Annotated in this window: 14 protein-coding genes; 6 read left to right on the top strand and 8 right to left on the bottom strand. The window is 46.3% G+C overall.

Annotated features, from left to right (window positions below):
- Positions 1-257 precede the first annotated feature (257 nt).
- The 3 genes from AACQ93_RS06050 to AACQ93_RS06040 all read right to left on the bottom strand — a co-directional run bounded on the left by AACQ93_RS06050 (position 258) and on the right by AACQ93_RS06040 (position 3,724).
- Positions 258-1,493 (bottom strand): hypothetical protein, encoded by a 1,236-nt coding sequence (locus tag AACQ93_RS06050; RefSeq protein ID WP_064602878.1) that lies wholly within the window; start codon positions 1,491-1,493, stop codon positions 258-260.
- Positions 1,494-1,706: 213 nt separating this feature from the next.
- Positions 1,707-2,432: an oxygen-insensitive NADPH nitroreductase gene (gene nfsA / locus AACQ93_RS06045; protein WP_064602877.1), complete on the bottom strand. Its 726-nt coding sequence runs from the start codon at positions 2,430-2,432 to the stop codon at positions 1,707-1,709.
- A 113-nt stretch (positions 2,433-2,545) separates the two neighbouring features.
- Positions 2,546-3,724 carry an iron-containing alcohol dehydrogenase gene (locus AACQ93_RS06040; RefSeq protein ID WP_064602875.1) on the bottom strand — a complete coding sequence of 393 codons (1,179 nt, stop codon included), beginning with the start codon at positions 3,722-3,724 and terminating at the stop codon, positions 2,546-2,548.
- A 267-nt stretch (positions 3,725-3,991) separates the two neighbouring features.
- On the opposite strand from AACQ93_RS06040, the gene AACQ93_RS06035 reads away from it, so the two are divergent.
- From AACQ93_RS06035 to AACQ93_RS06020, 4 genes are all read left to right on the top strand, one after another.
- Positions 3,992-4,255: a GrxA family glutaredoxin gene (locus tag AACQ93_RS06035; RefSeq protein ID WP_007462077.1), complete on the top strand. Its 264-nt coding sequence runs from the start codon at positions 3,992-3,994 to the stop codon at positions 4,253-4,255.
- Between the two features lie 189 nt (positions 4,256-4,444).
- Positions 4,445-6,127 carry an aspartate:alanine antiporter gene (locus tag AACQ93_RS06030; RefSeq protein WP_007462076.1) on the top strand — a complete coding sequence of 561 codons (1,683 nt, stop codon included), beginning with the start codon at positions 4,445-4,447 and terminating at the stop codon, positions 6,125-6,127.
- A 245-nt stretch (positions 6,128-6,372) separates the two neighbouring features.
- On the top strand, positions 6,373-7,047 hold the full coding sequence (locus AACQ93_RS06025; protein WP_007462075.1) for a response regulator: 675 nt from the start codon (positions 6,373-6,375) through the stop codon (positions 7,045-7,047).
- Positions 7,044-8,387: an ATP-binding protein gene (locus tag AACQ93_RS06020; RefSeq protein WP_007462074.1), complete on the top strand. Its 1,344-nt coding sequence runs from the start codon at positions 7,044-7,046 to the stop codon at positions 8,385-8,387. The genes AACQ93_RS06025 and AACQ93_RS06020 overlap by 4 nt, the downstream gene beginning before the upstream one ends.
- Positions 8,388-8,449: 62 nt before the next feature.
- Here AACQ93_RS06020 and fabV read toward each other — a convergent pair whose 3' ends face one another.
- The 5 genes from fabV to AACQ93_RS05995 form a co-directional block, all read right to left on the bottom strand.
- Positions 8,450-9,652: an enoyl-ACP reductase FabV gene (fabV, locus tag AACQ93_RS06015; protein WP_064602873.1), complete on the bottom strand. Its 1,203-nt coding sequence runs from the start codon at positions 9,650-9,652 to the stop codon at positions 8,450-8,452.
- A 336-nt stretch (positions 9,653-9,988) separates the two neighbouring features.
- Entirely contained in the window at positions 9,989-12,265 is a 2,277-nt protein-coding gene (locus AACQ93_RS06010; protein WP_064602871.1) for an acyl-CoA dehydrogenase, read from the bottom strand.
- Positions 12,266-12,313: 48 nt separating this feature from the next.
- The gene (locus AACQ93_RS06005; protein ID WP_007462070.1) at positions 12,314-12,988 is read right to left on the bottom strand and encodes a TetR/AcrR family transcriptional regulator; all 675 of its coding nucleotides are present in this window, start codon (positions 12,986-12,988) and stop codon (positions 12,314-12,316) included.
- A gap of 1,235 nt (positions 12,989-14,223) precedes the next feature.
- Positions 14,224-14,355: a hypothetical protein gene (locus tag AACQ93_RS06000; protein WP_255377050.1), complete on the bottom strand. Its 132-nt coding sequence runs from the start codon at positions 14,353-14,355 to the stop codon at positions 14,224-14,226.
- A 23-nt stretch (positions 14,356-14,378) separates the two neighbouring features.
- Positions 14,379-15,227, bottom strand: a complete 849-nt coding sequence (locus tag AACQ93_RS05995; protein ID WP_064602869.1) for an NAD-dependent epimerase/dehydratase family protein — start codon at positions 15,225-15,227, stop codon at positions 14,379-14,381.
- Positions 15,228-15,552: 325 nt separating this feature from the next.
- Here AACQ93_RS05995 and AACQ93_RS05990 point away from each other — a divergent pair, with 325 nt between their 5' ends.
- Together AACQ93_RS05990 and pyk are read left to right on the top strand one after the other, a co-directional pair.
- Positions 15,553-16,407: a MurR/RpiR family transcriptional regulator gene (locus AACQ93_RS05990; RefSeq protein WP_007462068.1), complete on the top strand. Its 855-nt coding sequence runs from the start codon at positions 15,553-15,555 to the stop codon at positions 16,405-16,407.
- Between the two features lie 380 nt (positions 16,408-16,787).
- Positions 16,788-18,233 (top strand): pyruvate kinase, encoded by a 1,446-nt coding sequence (pyk, locus tag AACQ93_RS05985; protein ID WP_064602867.1) that lies wholly within the window; start codon positions 16,788-16,790, stop codon positions 18,231-18,233.
- Positions 18,234-18,235: the final 2 nt, after the last annotated feature.

The raw sequence follows: 18,235 nt of genomic DNA, 5'->3' as shown, positions 1-18,235 counted from the left end.
ATTTCTCAAGATTTTTTGTGAATTCATCGCGAATTAATTGTTAGAAAAATCACAAAAAACTGTGGCACAGTATCACCATCTGGCGCCATTTTAAATTAAGCCATTGAATTTATTGCAATTTAAAAGAGACGATTCATTTAATTGCTTATTAAAAATGGAATAGACATAAAAAAAGCAGCTTAACGCTGCTTTTTATCTGAAACCTTAATACTTAACCAAGTTCGTAATGTCTTAAAACACAGACAACATCAATTGAACTACTGGATCTCCTGTTGAGTTTCAGTGGCATCTTCGACCGCAGGCACAGGCTTCACAGGCAATGCATCATGCGCCTGCACAGGAACAGATCCTGATGCAAGCTCAGCATTTAATCTGTACGGTGAGGCTTTCAAATCCCTCAACTGAGATTTAAGCTGAGCAATCTGTTTTTGCTGAACGGCAACCAAATCCCGAAGCGACTCTACCGCCCCGTCCTGTTTTGATGACTGTTCCAGCTCACGTCTCATCACCATATTATGTTTACGGTTAGCCATCACTTCCTGTGTGATCAACGAAGCCTGCTCTTTAAGCGGCTTATCCCTCAAGTCTTTGTCACTCAACGCCTGCGAGATATTCAACAGCTTGGTTTCAATATCAAGCATGAAGTTTTCATATTCATCCTTGCTGCGATCACGCAGTGCCTGCACTTCTAACGCGATATGTTCGGCATGAGCTAATTCAAAATTGGTCTCAATGACCTGCTGCTCGATTTTTGCAAAAGCCCGCGGAGAGCGTTCAATCAACATTTTTCCGCTGGCAATTTTTGATTCAACACGGGCATAGCTGAGCGGCGCGTAATATTTCACATCATTGCTTCTGAGCTTACGCAGTGCATTTTCAAGCGGCTCAATATAGGTTTTCTTGATAGTGCGGATTTCCAGGCTATGAGCACGTTCAAGAAACTCATCCTGCTCTTCAGTTGCATCACTCAGTTCATCTTCTTCTACCAAGCGAAAAAGTTTGGCATAAAAGCGCATCAACCTGACATGCTCACTACGATAGTAGTCTCGGGCATGGATTGAATTTAGATAAGCCATCTGTGTGATCGCCGGCTCAAGCACCTCATCCGCCAGCTTTTTCAGCTCTTCTAGTTCTCCAAGTGTTTTTTCCACTATCGCTACTTCTTCATAAAAGCGATCAATATAAGTGGATGAGGAAAACAGTGAGTAACTTTCAAATGCCTTTTCAGGAGTCTTGCTGAACTCCTGATAAATAGCATCGGCTTTTTGCCAGCTCGATTGAATCTGTGCATATTTATCAGGTGAATACACTTGCAGGTGATCAATTTCCTGAAGTTTCTTCTGCCAATCCCGGTATACCTTCAATGCACTCTGATAGACATTTTCCGTATTTATTTCAGATGAGATTCCTTCTTCACCTTCAGGTGTGCTCTGACAGGCACTCAGTAAAGCAGCAAGACAGACAATACAGGCCACTTTCCCTATTTGTTTCATATAAATTTCCGATGATATAAATACACGACGCAGAAGGAGGGAAACACCGAAGCGGCAAATTGCCCCTACTCTCATCAACTCATATGGCTACTTTCTTCCGCCCTGCAAGAAAAGCAGGCACGCCAAAGGCAATAAATCCGATCAGCTCTGAGCAAATACTCAAACTCGTTAGTTTATCTGACTCTATCAAAGTAAAAAAGTTCTACATTATTGTTATTTAAGACTAAAGCCTTTTTCATTAATAAAAGCTTTAATGAACGGTCTGGCTTCCTTATCCAAAGTGGCAGTAATTTGCTCTGACCATGACGTATTTTTATTGCCGCCAGTCCGGGTCTGGTAATACTCACGAACCTGATTGTCATATTCTGCAAGCAAGTTCCGATCCAAATCCTGCTGGTATTCGTCCTGATGAACTATCAGCTCTCGTGGCAGCCTGGGTTTTCGCTCCGGATCCTGAGCCGGGAAGCCAAGGCAAAGACCAAACAATGGAAACACATGATGGGGTAAAGACAACAGTTCTGACACTTCAGCCGGATTATTGCGGATACCACCGATGTAAACACCACCCAGCCCCATAGACTCAGCCGCTACCATGGCATTTTGTGCCATTAACGCAGCATCCACCGAGGCAATTAGTGTCTGCTCGGTAAAACCTAATTTAGCTTCAGGATGTATTTGTTTATGTCGGTGATAGTCGGCACAAAAAACCAAAAATTCAGCAGCAGTGGCGACATATGGCTGACCACCAGCATATTCGGCCAGTGACTCACGTTTATCCGATTCCGTTACCCTGATAATACTTACACACTGAATAAAACTTGATGAGGAAGCAGCAATCGCACTGTCAAGAATTGCCGACAACTGTTCTTCTGACAATGGCTGCTCTGTAAACTTACGAATTGAGCGGTGGCGGAGAATAGTTTCAATCGTCTGATTCATAGCGTTCCCTGTCACAAAGCCTTATTTTGTTGAAACTTTGCTCAATGTAACATAAATTCTCCACCACTCGCAGAAACGCAGCAAAAAACTGTCTTTACCTATTAGTAAATTAATTAAACAGCAGACTCCTGACTGACCAGACAATGCTGACAAACCTGCTGCAAGATACTGATCAATCTCTGCTTATTCAGTGGCAGCGGGTTTCCTTTAATTGCATTAGACATCATGGCATCTTCAGCCACTTCATCAAACATCACATCACAAAGCCCGTAATCAGCAACAGAAGGCAAGTTAAGGCGCTTCAGCGTACGTTTAGTCCAAAGGATACCATCAATAATTTCCGCATTTACCCGACCAGTAAGAATACACGCCAGCTGTCGATAACGATTCAGTACATCCGCTCTGCCGGCTTCCCTGGCTGCCAGCACATTCTCCTGCATGACAAAAGGTGCAAGCTGTGCGGTGATCAGCCCGTGAGGAGCATCCAACCGCCCCCCCAAAGCCGACGCGAGACCGTGCGCAGCACCTAATTTGGCATTAGCCAGCGCCATTCCGCCGAGCATGGCAGCAAATGACATATCGGAACGAGCCCGTGGTTCATCGTCCTCACTGGCTGCCAGAATAGCACCAGCCAAACGGCGTAAGCCTTCTTCACATACCATGTCGGTTAACGGGTTCGGTTCACCACAGACATAGGCTTCCATCAAATGACTGAATGCATCCATCCCGCAACATCCTGTTGTTACGGAATCCATTCCATAAGTGAGCGTCGGATCGACTATTGCCATATCCGGTAACATATCCGGGCTGCGCAGGCTTACTTTGACATTCTCCTGTGCTGATTTCAGTACCGCATTTTTACTGACTTCCGACCCTGTTCCAGCCGTTGTAGGCACAGCAATAAACGGAAGCGGCTTCGCTTGTAACGGTACATTGCGCCCTATCACCTCGACATAATCATAAACACTGCCCTGATTAGGAATCATCGCCGCCAGCGCCTTACCGGCATCCAGCACACTTCCTCCACCTATAGCCAATACCATATCTGGCCTGAACTTCCGCCCCATAGCCGCCATCTCTTCAATCATGGCGATCAGCGGTTCACCATGGACAGCAACCTGCTGATAACGCATGTTCTGCTGTTTCAGGTAGCGGATCACAGGTTCTGCCCGGGAGATATCTTTGCCGGTAACCAACAGCACGCTGTATCCAAACTGATTGAGAGAAGACAGTGAATTATTCAAGGCACCTTCACCGAAAATAATCCGGGTTGACGTCATAAACTGAAACATAGGTACTCCATTACACAACTGAATATTCTGATTATTATCATCGAGTGTGCATGCTAACGGGTTCCTGATTTTGATTCTGAACAACAAATTACCGAGATAAAGCTAACTACAGGCCAGAACTGGCCCCCCATCACACTTGGTTGAGAGCAAGCTTCGTTAACCTAATTAAACAATCGGTTTTATCTATCACAACAAGTGATAAAACCCGCTTTCTCCTCTCGCGCTGTCACGTTATAGTAATTCCATCAAAATTAAAGGAGAGAGATTATGTTCGTTGTTATTTTCGGTCGCCCAGGTTGCCCATTCTGTGTTCGAGCTAAAGAGCTGGCAGAAAAACTTAAAGAAGAGCGAGACGATTTCAACTTCCGTTATGTTGATATCCACGCCGAAGGTATCAGCAAAGCAGACCTGGAAAAAACAGTTGGTAAACCAGTAGAAACAGTACCACAAATCTTTATTGATCAAGAGCATATCGGTGGCTGTACTGAGTTCGAAGCCTACGCAAAAGAAAACCTTGGCCTATTCCAATAATTTCTTTACTAACAAAGATTTAATGAAGGCTGATTTGTCAGCCTTCTTTTATTTTTACCGTTTTTGGGAGCAACCAGGTAGATTGTAATTTTTTTATCTTGTTTGCTCATATTTCGGTATAACCCAAGATTAAAATCAGCTAAAATCCATCCAGTTTATTGCTACCACCCTTCTTCCGGAAATGTTGTTGTGAATATCGATGTCGCCGCCCTCCTTCATCAGAATGATATTCTGTTGCTTTTTGTTGTTCTTGCCGTTGGTTTGAGTATCGGAAAACTAAGAATTGCTAACCTCCAATTAGGTAATTCAATCGGTGTGCTCATCACCGCTCTGTTATTCGGTAATGCCGGTTTTACTTTTGATACCGAGGCCCTGAATATCGGCTTTATGCTGTTTATCTTCTGTGTCGGCATTGAAGCAGGCCCGAACTTTTTTGGTATTTTCTTTAAAGATGGTAAGCACTACCTGCTACTGACACTGGTGGTACTGCTTTCGTCCATTGTGATTACCCTGACCATGGCCCATAACCTCAACCTCGACCTTGGTCTGGCAACAGGTCTGATGGCAGGTTCCCTGACAGCAACACCAGTGCTGGTAGGTGCAAAAGATGCCCTGAACAGCGGCCTTTCTGGGATCAGCGACAGCTTTACCATCCAGCAAATGGTCGACAGCCTAAGCGTCGGTTATGCCATGTCGTATCTGGTTGGCCTTGTCAGCCTAATTCTGCTGGCGAAGCTGATGCCAAAGCTGCAAAAGCAAAACCTTGCCGAGTCCTCACAGCAAATTGCCCGTGAACGCGGCATCGGAGAAGTCGCTCAGCGTAAAGTGTACCTGCCGATTATCCGTGCCTACCGTGTCGGCCCTGAACTGATTAACTGGATTGACGGCCGCAACCTGCGTGAACTGGGTATTTACCGCCAGACTGGCTGTTACATCGAACGGGTTCGCCGTAACGGTATCCTTGCCAACCCGGACGGTGATGCCATTTTGCAGGAAGGGGATGAAATTGCGCTGGTTGGTTATCCAGACAGCCATGCCCGACTAGATCCGAGCTTCCGTAACGGTAAAGAAGTTTTCGACCGTGACCTGCTTGACCTTCGCGTGGTAGAAGAAGAAATCGTGGTAAAAAACGACAGCATTGCTGGCAAGCGCCTGTCAGATCTGAATCTGTCAGAATACGGCTGTTTCCTGAACCGCGTTGTTCGAGCTCAGATTGAAATGCCGATGGATCATAATATCCTGCTCAACAAAGGGGATATCCTGCAGGTCAGTGGCGAGAAAAGCCGGGTACTGGGCCTTGCTGAACGCATCGGTTTCATCTCGGTTCACAGTCAGATTGCCGACCTACTGGCATTCTGCTGTTTCTTCATCGTCGGCTTGCTAATTGGTGCGATTACCATGGCTTTCGGCCAGATTGCCTTCGGTCTGGGTAGCGCTGCCGGTCTGCTGCTGGCAGGTATCACCCTGGGCTTTTTGCGGGCAAACCACCCAACATTCGGTTACGTACCGCAAGGGGCACTGAACATGACCAAAGACCTCGGTTTGATGGTCTTTATGGTCGGGATCGGCCTGAGCGCTGGTTCGAACCTGTTCAGCTCTCTGGCCCAGGTCGGTATGGCCGTATTTGTCACCAGCCTGATGGTTAGCGTTATCCCGGTTGTGCTGGCTTACCTGTTCGGTGCTTACGTACTGAAAATGAACCGTGCACTGCTGTTCGGAGCCATCATCGGAGCACGAACCTGCGCCCCGGCAATGGACATGATTAACGAACATGCCCGCAGTACAATTCCGGCTCTGGGTTATGCCGGAACCTATGCGATTGCCAACGTGCTGCTGACCATTGCAGGTACTCTGCTGATCATTCTGAACTAAGTAAACCTATCATTTTTCGATGCTGACTCATCAATCCTCCCCCTGAGTCAGCATCTATTCAGTCCCTTCGCCTATAGTGATATCAGTACAAGCAATTTTAAGCGTGCTGATACCAAACTGAATAGCAACCTCGCCTTCGAAATTGTTTAGTTTGGTATAACACACATTTAAGTTGCTGAATATTCGCCACTCTCTTTACTATTCAGTATATTGAATAGAAACATTTATTATTGGTAATCAAAACTATGCGTATTCTTATCGTCGAAGATGACCCGATTCTGAGTCACCACCTCAAATCACAGCTGGGTGAGCTGGGTAACCAGGTACAGTGTGCCGGTACTGCTGAGGAAGGACTGTTCTTTGCCGAGAACTACCCTAATGATGTTGCTATTGTTGATATCGGCCTTCCGGACAGAGACGGCATAAGCCTGATCAAAGATATCCGCAACAAAGGCCTTCGCCTGCCAATCCTCATCCTGACTGCCCGCTCTAACTGGCAAGATAAAGTCACAGGTCTTGAGGCTGGCGCTGATGATTACCTTGTTAAGCCGTTCCAGAAGGAAGAGATGGTAGCCCGCCTGAGCGCATTGGTTCGCCGCAGTGCCGGTTTTGTAAAACCAGAAATGACAGCCGGTAATATTCGTGTTGATCTGCTGGCCAAGCAGGTGTTTATCAATGAGAACCAACTGGAACTGACCGCCTTTGAATACGATCTGCTGGAATACCTGATGCGTCACAGTCGCCAGGTTGTTTCTAAGCAGCGCCTGCTGGATGTCCTTTATGAAGATCAGGAAGGCGATCCGAATACCATTGAGGTGATGATCAGCCGTCTGCGCAAGAAATTTACCACTAATGGCCAGGATAACCCGATTTCAACTATCCGTGGTCAGGGCTATATCTTCGAGTTGCAAGCGCAATGAGTCAGTTGCTCAAGCCAAGACTACGCCGCCGGGTACTGGTTACCTCGGTGGCGATCATCGTTCTTATCACCTCCGCACTGGCCGGGGTTATCAACCAACTTTATAGCCAGAGCTATATGGCCGCCTACTCGTCAGAGCTGGTCGCACAGATGCCAATGGTGGTGGCGCAGCTCAACCGCGCCGGGCTGATCAAGGATGTCGACAAATGGATTGATTCTATCGATCCATCCGATACAGACTACATGTCTGTGGTCTGTGATATGACAGACCATACCATCTGGCTCTCTGACGAGGCCAAAGTTGCCAACCTCGGCAACATCTGTAGTGAGCTGCCCGATGACATTCCGGTACCCACCCTGATCAAAACGAGCAACGACCACAGCTATATTGCCTATAACATGAGCCGTGATCGTGAAGGCGGCAGAAGCTATCAGCTGGTCGTGTTGCGCTCTGGTGAATCTTATCAGTCCTCACTGAACCAACTACACAAACGTACCACTTTCTATCTGGGATTGTTTGTCCTGATTGCAATTGCTTTCCTGATGACGGCATTTCACTGGAGCTTCCAGCCATTGCGGAAACTGGCAACACAGTTGGATCAGATGACGGATGCCAAGCGTAATAAGCTGGATGATGACTTCCCGATGGAGCTGCAAGACGTCACTCTAGCACTCAACAGGCTTATTCAAATCAGCAACGACCAAAAATCCCGTTACCGCCACGCGATGGACGATCTGGCCCACAGCCTGAAAACGCGATTAGCTGCAACCAATGCTCTTTTGGATGACCGTGAGTTGTCACGTCCTGAACTGAATCAGCGGATCATGGAACAAATCAGCCAGATGGATGATTTAGTGCAGTACCAGCTAAAACGCGCCATGATGGGTCAACAGGGCCTGCAAAAAGATCAGACGGAGCTGAAACCGGCTATCGATAGTTTCAACCGGATGCTCAGCAAGGTTTACAACGATAAGAACGTGAAACTGGGATATCATTTCAGTAACCGCATCAAGCTGCCGATTAACCGCAACGATCTGATGGAGCTGCTGGGCAACCTGCTGGAAAATGCTTACCGCTTTTGTATCAGTGAAGTTCGGGTGTCAGTGAAAGAACTCAATGACAGCTTCATTATCCGTATTGAAGATGACGGTCCCGGTGTAAGCGAAGATATGCGTGAAGCTATTTTCCAGCGGGGCGTTCGTGCCGATCAGCTCAATCCCGGTCAGGGTATCGGCTTGTCGGTCTGCCATGAAATCGTCAAGAGTTATCAGGGCAGCATCCATGTAGAAAAAGCTTCTATCGAAGGCGCGGCTTTCGTGATTCATCTGCCGAAGCACTAATAATACAGACTGAAACAAAAAACCGCCTTTCGGCGGTTTTTTTATATTAATCACACTAAGAATCAGATGTTGTCTACATCAAATTCAACCAGTGGATTTACATCTGCATCATAGTCAACAGACTCGATACCGAAGCCGAACAGTTTCAGGAACTCGTCCTTGTACTGCTGGTAGTCCGCAACTTCGAACAGATTCTCGTTAGTCACGTTCGGCCACAGCTCACGACAGTGTTTCTGGATGTCATCACGTAGTTCCCAGTCATCCAGGCGCAGGCGGTTTTCTTCATCCACCTCAGCCGCAGAGCCATCAGCTTTGTACAGGCGCTGAGTGAACATACGATGAATCTGCTCCATACAGCCTTCATGCACGCCTTCTTCACGCATCTTCTTGAATACCATTGCAATATACAGAGGCATTACAGGAATTGCAGAGCTCGCCTGAGTAACTACACTCTTCAGAACAGCAACGTTTGCTGAACCGCCGTTTTCTGCAAGCTTAGCATCCAGTTCTTTCGCTGCACGATCCAGATCCATCTTCGCCTGACCCAGAGCACCGTGCCAGTAGATTGGCCAGGTAATTTCAGTACCGATGTAGCTGTAAGCCACAGTCTTACAACCGTCAGCCAGTACGCCGGCATCAGACAGAGCATTGATCCACAGCTCCCAGTCCTGACCGCCCATTACCTTAACGGTATCTTCGACTTCCTGCTCGTTTGCCGGCTCGATGCTAGCTTCAATCAGAACGTCTTTGTTGGTGTCTACAGCTGTCGCAGTGTAAGTCTCACCCATAGGCTTCAGGGTAGAACGGATAACTTCACCGGTTTCAGGCATCTTACGTACTGGTGACGCCAGAGAGTAAACCACCATATCAATCTGACCCAGGTCTTCCTTGATCAGATCAATTGTTTTTTGTTTTGCTTCGTTAGAGAAAGCATCACCATTCAGGCTTTTAGAGTAAAGGCCTTCCTCTTTGGCAAGCTTGTCAAATGCCGCTGAGTTATACCAACCTGCAGTACCCGGTTTTTTCTCTGTACCTGGCTTTTCAAAGAACACACCGATTGTCGCAGCACCGCCGCCAAATGCAGCAGCAATACGTGATGACAGGCCATAGCCACTTGAAGAACCAATTACCAGTACACGCTTAGGTGCATTTGCAATCGGGCCTTGGGCTTTAGTGTAAGCAATCTGCTCTTTTACGTTCTCTTCACAACCCACAGGGTGAGTTGTTGTACAAATAAATCCACGAATCTTAGGTTTGATGATCATTTTCAACTTCCCTTACATAATTGCCTGTAGGATAAAAGGTAAATGACAAATTCGCATTAAATTTATGAGCGAAAACGCTAAAAAGGCTAGTGGTTGGAGGTGTTGACGACCAATATACTGCCCAAATTGCCGTTTTTTACATCAATTCGTGCACGATGGCGCAAAATAAACAAGTGCCATCGCAATCCTACAGTACGGTTCTGAATCACTGAGATGACAATCAGTATAGCCGCCCTTCTTGGTGACTTACGCCTTGATAAAAGCCAGATAAAAAAAGTGCCACGCAATGCGTGGCACATGGGAGACACCAGGTTTATTTTCACCGGACTTACGCCCTTAGGCGGCTTTTCCCGGTTGTAAGCCACCTGCTTTAAACTGATCAGCAGCAAAGTGATCAACCTGAATCGCTTTCTGCCTTAACTGATCAGCATTGTGCATTTTTTCGACGTCGGCTTCTGTGACGATCCCCGCACTCAAAGCAATTTCCAGCTTCTCTTTGAGCGAAACTTTGCGAGGGATCTCACCTGCCTTCACCGCTTTCGCCAACTTGCGCTCAATATCCTTCACAGCGTGCATCGCAACAAAGGCCCGCTCCATAATGCCAACAGGATCTGATTCCTTATCACCGATATAACACAAGTGCGTCAGGCGCTCACGATGACTGCCTGGTTTCATCAACAGCTTAGCAATATCAACCGTGACTTTATCTTTCGGAGCCTGGTAACGAATACCTAACGGGAACAGCATGGTACGCAGCAATCGGCCAATGCCTTTACGCGGGAAATTGTCAAAGACTTCATTAAATGCGACTCCGCATTTGTGCAGACAGTGCTGAACCGCATAATGCACCATAGGCAAGTCCTGCTGCTGGCGTCCTTCATCTTCAAAACGCTTTAGCGTTGCCGATGCCAGATACAGATGGCTCAGCACATCACCAAGACGGGCTGACACCAACTCACGACGTTTGAGCTCGCCTCCCAAGCTAAGCATTGCAAAATCAGCTGATACCGCCAGAGCTTTACTCATGCGCGACAAGTGTCGGTAATAAGCTGCAGTTTCACCGCTGACCGGTGAGCGGTTGAAAGCTGAAGCACTAAAGGCATTCAGCATCGACTTCGCCACGTTCCCGACGGCAAAACTGATATGTTTTGCCAGCAATGAGTCGAAATCCTTAGCCCCTTGCTCAGTGTCCGGGTTCGCTGCCGCTTCCATTTCACTTAATACAAACGGATGGCATCGGGTTGCACCCTGACCAAAAATCATCAGGTTCCGGGTCAGAATATTCGCCCCTTCCACCGTAATAGCTACCGGCATACCAAAATAGTGGTGACCCAGATAATTCATTGGACCAAGCTGAATCGCCCGTCCGGCATGGACATCCATTGCATCGTTGAGGATGGTTCTGGCCATTTCAGTCATATGATATTTGGCGATAGCTGTAACGATACCCGGCTTCTCTTTCATATCCAGCGAAGTAGTTGTCAGTGTTCGGGCTGCTTCCAGCATATAAGTGAAGCCACCAATACGCCCCATCGCCTGAGCAACCCCTTCAAAGTTACCAATCGACATACCGAACTGTTTACGGACATATGAGTAAGCACCTGTTGTTCTGGCTGTCAGGTGACCAACAGCCGTACCCAGCGCCGGTAATGAAATACCACGGCCTGCCGACAGACATTCCACCAACATTCGCCAGCCCCTGCCGACAAATTCCTGACCGCCAATCACCCACTCCATAGGTATAAACACATCTTGTCCGCGGGTCGGGCCATTCATAAAGGCCAGGTTCAACGGGTCATGACGCTCGCCGATTTCAACCCCCGGATGATCTGCCGGGATTAGCGCGCAAGTAATACCTATATCTTTCTTATCACCAATCAGGCCATCAGGATCCTGAAGCTTAAAGGCCAATCCTAATACTGTCGCGACCGGGGCCAGAGTGATATAGCGCTTGTTCCAGCTAACACGAATACCCAGTACTTCTTTTCCCTGATATTCGCCGTAGCAAACTGTTCCTTGATCAGGAATACTACCGGCATCTGACCCTGCTTCCGGACCAGTCAAGGCAAAACACGGAATATCATCACCGTTTGCCAGACGCGGCAACCAGTAATCTTTCTGATCTTCGGTTCCGTAATGGCTTAGCAGTTCTCCTGGGCCCAACGAGTTAGGCACCATTACCGATACTGCTGCACTCAGGCTTCGGGTCGCAATACGCGTCACTATGGTTGAGTTGGCGTGGGCAGAAAAATCCAAACCGCCATATTTGCGGCTGATGATTAACGAGAAGAACTTTTCTTTTCGCAGGTATTCCCAGACTTCAGGAGGCAAATCCCTGTCTTCCTGAACAATCTGGTAGTCATCCAACATACCGAGCAATGTTTCCAGCTTAGTATCAATAAATTCCTGTTCCTGAGCAGAAAGCTTGGGCTTTGGATAATTCAACAGGGTATTCCAATCCGGTGAACCGCTGAACAGTTGCCCGTCCCACCAGACACTTCCTGCTTCCATAGCCTCTCGCTCAGTATCAGACAGCGGCGGCAATACTTTCTTGAACATCTTAAATGCCGGATCACTGAGATAGCGTTTTCGCAAATCAATTAACGTGCTCATGTTTCAGGTCCTTTTGTCTCATTTATCGTTATTGGTATTACGTTTTGCTTATCTTGTTCCTGTCGGATTTTCTCGCACTAATGACAGCGACTGCTCAATCGGTGCTGCAACTCCGGCAGCTAGATAAGGAACCAGTCGCTCGATCACATCTTCCGTAGTGACTTTGCGTGAAAAATCATTTTCGGCGATCTCGCAGAGGGCCGTTGACGACGCCATGGTGAAAACTGATGCTCCCAACGTGAAGTGCAGGCGCCAGAACAGGGTTTCAGGATCTAAAGAGGGGTTGGCACGGCATACAGCAGTGGTAAACAGTTTCAGCACATCATCATAGCGGTTATAGATAAACCAGCGCAGGTGCCCCTGTACATCGGTATAGCCCCTGCCGATCAACGACATAAAAATAGTCGCTCCCTTCGGACGATATTGATTCAGACCTAATAAAGGTTGCTTCACACAACGGAAAACATCTTCCATAGCAAAATCGTCACGGGTAAGCAGTACTTCCAGTTCAGATTTCAGTGCAGGCATAAACTCTTCGAGGTAGCGTGTAAGTACCGCCCTGACTAGGGTTTTCTTATCACCGTAATGGTAGTTAACCGAAGCCAGGTTTACGCCAGCCTTACTGGTAATGGTTCTTAGCGAGGTATCCTTGAAGCCATGTTCAGCAAACAGCAGCTCCGCTGCGTCAAGAATACGGCCTTTTGTTTCTCCCTTTCCCGCCATTTTCATTCACCTGTATTAAACACACGTTTAAACTTTACATCTCATTAATATTTTTAACAAGCCACAAACACCTCAAGTCAGGTGTTTTGGATAGCTTAATGAGATAAATCGATAAAGATGTGATACTGATCGAATATAACCATTGGTTTTTAGTTTTTTGAGAAACAGCACAAAATGTGCATAAGCCATTGATTAATAAGAGAGCAATAAAAAGGGGAAATTTGATGCTAAATCCGACATTCGGGGGTGTGACAAAAAATATTAAGAAAATTGCAATTTAGCGGGAACAAACAAAATGATTGCAGGTCATATATAGTGCCACTGCTTTTTCTTAGAAGACATTCTTCAGAGCCCGTCCCGACTTAGAGATGGGCTTCTTTATTTCCGTCGTCTGAAAATCTCCGCTCGGCTAATCTGCTACAGTAAATTATTCACCTTGTTCATGCTCATTCATAACCATATGCATACACCAACCAAAAATATTGTAGTGCTACTGTAACAACAAAATAAAAAAATCAAAGGCTTAAAATTTTTTCCTATTTTTTATCCTACTCTGCGGAACTAAGGTGAAAGCGCCCGGTCATAAATAATGACATCAAGATTAAAGACGCATTCTTTGTTTAGCTGGCCGCCAAACAAGCATTCATCCTTTAGTCGAATATGCCACTGCTGCTAAACTCCTAATTGTGTAAATAGAGCCTTTGCCCGCTGAACTTACAGCGGGCTTTTTTTATCTTCACTTCGGAAATCACTCAGGCAAATTCAGCAACTTAAAGCACACAAAACCTGAATCCAGACACATACATTACTCATTAAATAGCTGGTCATTGAAAAATAATCGGAAAAATAATGAACCTTCCACAAACTCATCGGTCCTATTAAGTGACATTCACATTAATGGAGATTTGTCGAATCATCTTCATTAATTACCAATGCCACTGCTGCTAAACTCCTAATTGTGTTTACCCCGCCTTTTTTAGGGCGGGATTTTTTTATCTGTCATTTTTCAATATTGATACCAGTTACCACATTTAATATAAATGTCACAAATCTAATCACCACAATATTGAAAGTAAGGAGCAATAACAGTCACTGACCAATAAAAGCAAGCACCACAAATGCACAACAACTCAATGCACACTAAGCATCCCGTTACTAAGAAAAAAATATGGCAATTTCTTTAATTTTTTTTGAACCTTTCTAATTCACTGAAGTCTCAATAAACAAGATTGATGTTATCTGCTCAACAAGGCTAATGAATCAGCCATGATTTGAGCGAATAACTTTAACTGCCACTGCTGCTTTAACTCCTTATTGTAAATGGAATCTTTGCGCTGAGATGTTCTCAGCGCTTTTTTTGCCTGCATCCTACTCCTTGGCTTTTTGCTTACTACTTGGTGATTACATCCAACTCCGGCTTTTCCTGCATCAAATCAACATGTTTTACTCTCATGCCTAATAACTGACAGGTATGACTTGCATCAATCTCTTTCCCTCCCCCCTTCACCGATACACTGAAATCCGGCTGCGGTAATCCGGCTTTTAACGCCATCGCAGTGTAGTAATCGCATCGGGTTGGATGGCTAGGTGCCGCAAGGTGCATTACCTGTTTATCGGGCCAAATAGCCGCAGTCTGCTTAATTGCCTCCAGACAATCATCCAGGTGCACCAGATTTACCGGATCTGATCCGTTCGTTATCCCCTCACGGCCAGCCAAAAAACGAACCGGATGTCGCCCCGGACCAATAAGCCCGGCAAGTCTAAGTACCCTGACATCATCTCCCCATTCTTTTGCCAGCCACTGCTCTAATTCAAAATGAGCAAACCCTGATGCAGTATCCGGCCTTGGATAACTTTCTTCCGTGACAACACCACTGACGCAACCATAAACCGATGTTGTACTGACAAAAATCAGCTTTCTACAACCCGCATGTTTCGCCGCACGAGAAAGGCTTTTTATTTTGGCTATGAACTCTTGTGCCGCACCATCCTGTCTGCCGGGCGGTACATTCACAACTAACAGATCTGCACTGAAAAAAGGGCTTAACGAGCTATCGGCGGTACATGACTCATTCAGTATCACCGGCAACTTAAAAATAAATGACCGAATACCTTCAGCTTCAAGCATTGCCGCTTTGTCATGATCACGGCTACTGCCACATACTGAATGCCCCTGACTAACAAAATATTTAGCTAACGGTAATCCGAGCCATCCACAACCACATATACTTATTTTCATTCTCTTTTCTTCCTCCCCTTTAAATGCAACTGACAACATATCGTATCAGTTCTAATTTATTTCAATCTGTAAATTAATTCCTTTCATTTGAAATTTAACAACAATAAAAAGGCATTATTTCGCTTATAAATGGCACTTTGCTAAAAAATATTTTCAGAACTGAAAGGAAAAAGTCGATCCCTGTCAAACTATAATAAAAAGAAAAAGGCATATTCATGGATTTGCTAGGAGCAGATTCATGAAAAGTAGTATAGTTTCATCAAATTGGCTTCGTGTAAGCATGAAGGCCGCTAATGAAATTCAGTAACGAAGTGCGGTAATCGCCATGAATACCCTAGAGAAAATTCAGAAAAATTTAGATAACTTCAGTAAGTCTGAACGTAAAGTCGCTGAAGTTATCATCGCATCGCCACAAACGGCGATTCATTCCAGTATTGCAACACTGGCCAAAATGGCTGATGTAAGTGAACCGACTGTTAACCGTTTTTGTCGTCGCCTAGATACTAAAGGGTTCCCGGATTTTAAACTGCACCTCGCGCAGAGCCTTGCTAATGGTACCCCTTACGTCAACCGCAACGTCGAAGAAGATGACGGCCCGGATGCTTATACCGCCAAGATTTTTGAATCCACGATGGCTTGTCTGGATGTGGCTAAAAACAGCCTGGATCCTATGCAGGTAAATCGCGCGGTTGACCTTCTGACCCAAGCCAAGAAGATTTCTTTCTTCGGCCTTGGCGCATCAGCTTCTGTTGCCCACGATGCACAGAACAAGTTCTTCCGTTTCAACATCCCTATTGTTTGTTTTGATGATATCGTCATGCAACGCATGAGTGTAATCAACTGCACCGACGGTGATGTTGTGGTGATGATCTCTCATACCGGCCGAACCAAGAGCCTGGTTGAAGTCGCCCGTATGGCCCGCGAAAACGGCGCTACTGTTATCGGTATTACAGCCAAAGGTTCCCCGCTGGATCATGAGTGTTCACTGTCTATCTGTCTGGATGTGCCGGAAGACACTGATATCTACATGCCAATGGCAAGCCGCGTTGTTCAGATGACGGTTATCGATGTACTGGCGACCGGTTTCACCCTGCGCCGTGGTGCCGGTTTCCGCGAAAACCTCAAACGCGTAAAAGAATCGCTTAAAGATTCACGCTTTTCTAAAGAAGGAATGCTGTAAACACTAAACGGCAATACATAAACTTCTTTATTCATCTATTTGAAAAGCATGGGTCTTTATCCATGCTTTTTCTTTTCTGCCTGCTTTACTCTGCCCTCGCCCCCACACTGTACACTGACGCACTACACTAATACCAACCTGAATAATTCCAAACCACGACTGGTTTTTTGCCTGATGTTTTCTAGCATTAACATTAAAGGCTTAATAAACAATGAAATACACATAAACTGGTTTTCATTATTAACATGGTGGTAGCCACTTTTCACGTCCAGCTACGTCTGAGAGGCTGTAGTAAAGTTCCACCATTTTCATTGACTTCAGTTTCTGTCAGATGATGATCACTTAAACACCTGACACCGAACAAACAGACGGAGTTTCCCATGTCAGAAAGGCTAAGAAGAACCAAGATTGTAACTACTTTGGGGCCGGCAACAGATCGCGATAATAATCTGGAAAAGATCATTGCCGCAGGAGCTAACGTCGTTCGTATGAATTTTTCCCACGGCAGCCCGGAAGATCACATCAAACGCACCAACACCGTAAGGGAATTAGCCGCTAAATTAGGTAGGCATGTTGCTATTCTGGGCGATCTCCAGGGGCCGAAAATTCGGATATCAACCTTCAAAAACGACAAAATAGAGCTGGCTATTGGTGATAAGTTCACCCTCGACAGTGATCTGCCCAAAGGCGACGGTGACCAACATGCCGTAGGCCTAGATTATAAAGAGCTGCCAAAGGACGTTGTACCGGGAGATGTCCTGCTACTTGATGACGGCCGTGTACAGCTCAAAGTCACCTCAGTCGAGGGCAACAAAGTCCATACTGAAGTGACAGTGGGTGGCCCGCTTTCCAACAATAAAGGTATTAACAAAAAAGGCGGCGGCCTGTCTGCTGAAGCTCTGACAGAAAAGGATAAAGCTGACATCATTACCGCCGCAGCAATGAAAGTAGATTATCTAGCCGTCTCCTTCCCTCGTAATGGCGAAGATATGAAATATGCCCGACGCCTGGCAACAGATGCAGGCCTGGATGCCAGGTTGGTCGCAAAAGTAGAGCGTGCAGAAGCTGTAGCCACAACAGAGGCAATGGATGACATTATCATGGCTTCTGATGCTGTTATGGTTGCCCGGGGTGACTTAGGGGTTGAGATTGGTGATCCTGAATTAGTCGGCGTACAGAAAAAGCTCATCCGCCGGGCACGCAGCCTGAACCGGACAGTTATTACAGCCACCCAGATGATGGAGTCGATGATCACCAGCCCGATGCCAACCCGTGCTGAAGTTATGGACGTGGCAAATGCCGTGCTGGACGGAACCGATGCAGTAATGCTCTCGGCAGAAACCGCTGCCGGCCAGTACCCAGAAGAAACCGTAAAAGCAATGGCCAGTGTCTGCCTTGGCGCTGAAAAAGAGCCTAGCATTAATGTTTCTACGCACCGGTTGGATAAAACCTTTACATCGACAGAAGAAACCATAGCCATGTCGACTATGTATGCAGCAAACCATATGGAGGGTGTTAAGGCAATGATAGCAATGACTGAATCGGGCCGTACGCCACTGATGATGTCGAGAATTTCTTCAGGGCTTCCTATCTTTGCCATGTCCCGCAATGAAGGAACACTCAACCGAGCTGCACTGTACCGCGGTGTTACACCGGTCTATTTTGACCGTGACAGTGACGCCGGGCTAGCCGCAGCCAAACATGCGATTGCTGTACTGAAAGAAGGTGGATTTCTGTCAGCAGGTGAGCTGGTCATCATTACTCAGGGCGATGAAATGGATATTATCGGCTCAACCAACAACATGCGAATACTGATAGTCGAATAGAA

The organism is Photobacterium sp. J15 (genome assembly GCF_963870815.1).
GTDB lineage: Bacteria > Pseudomonadota > Gammaproteobacteria > Enterobacterales > Vibrionaceae > Photobacterium > Photobacterium marinum.
The sequence above is the reverse complement of the archived record's forward strand: the minus strand, read 5'-3'. Positions and strand labels throughout refer to the sequence as shown.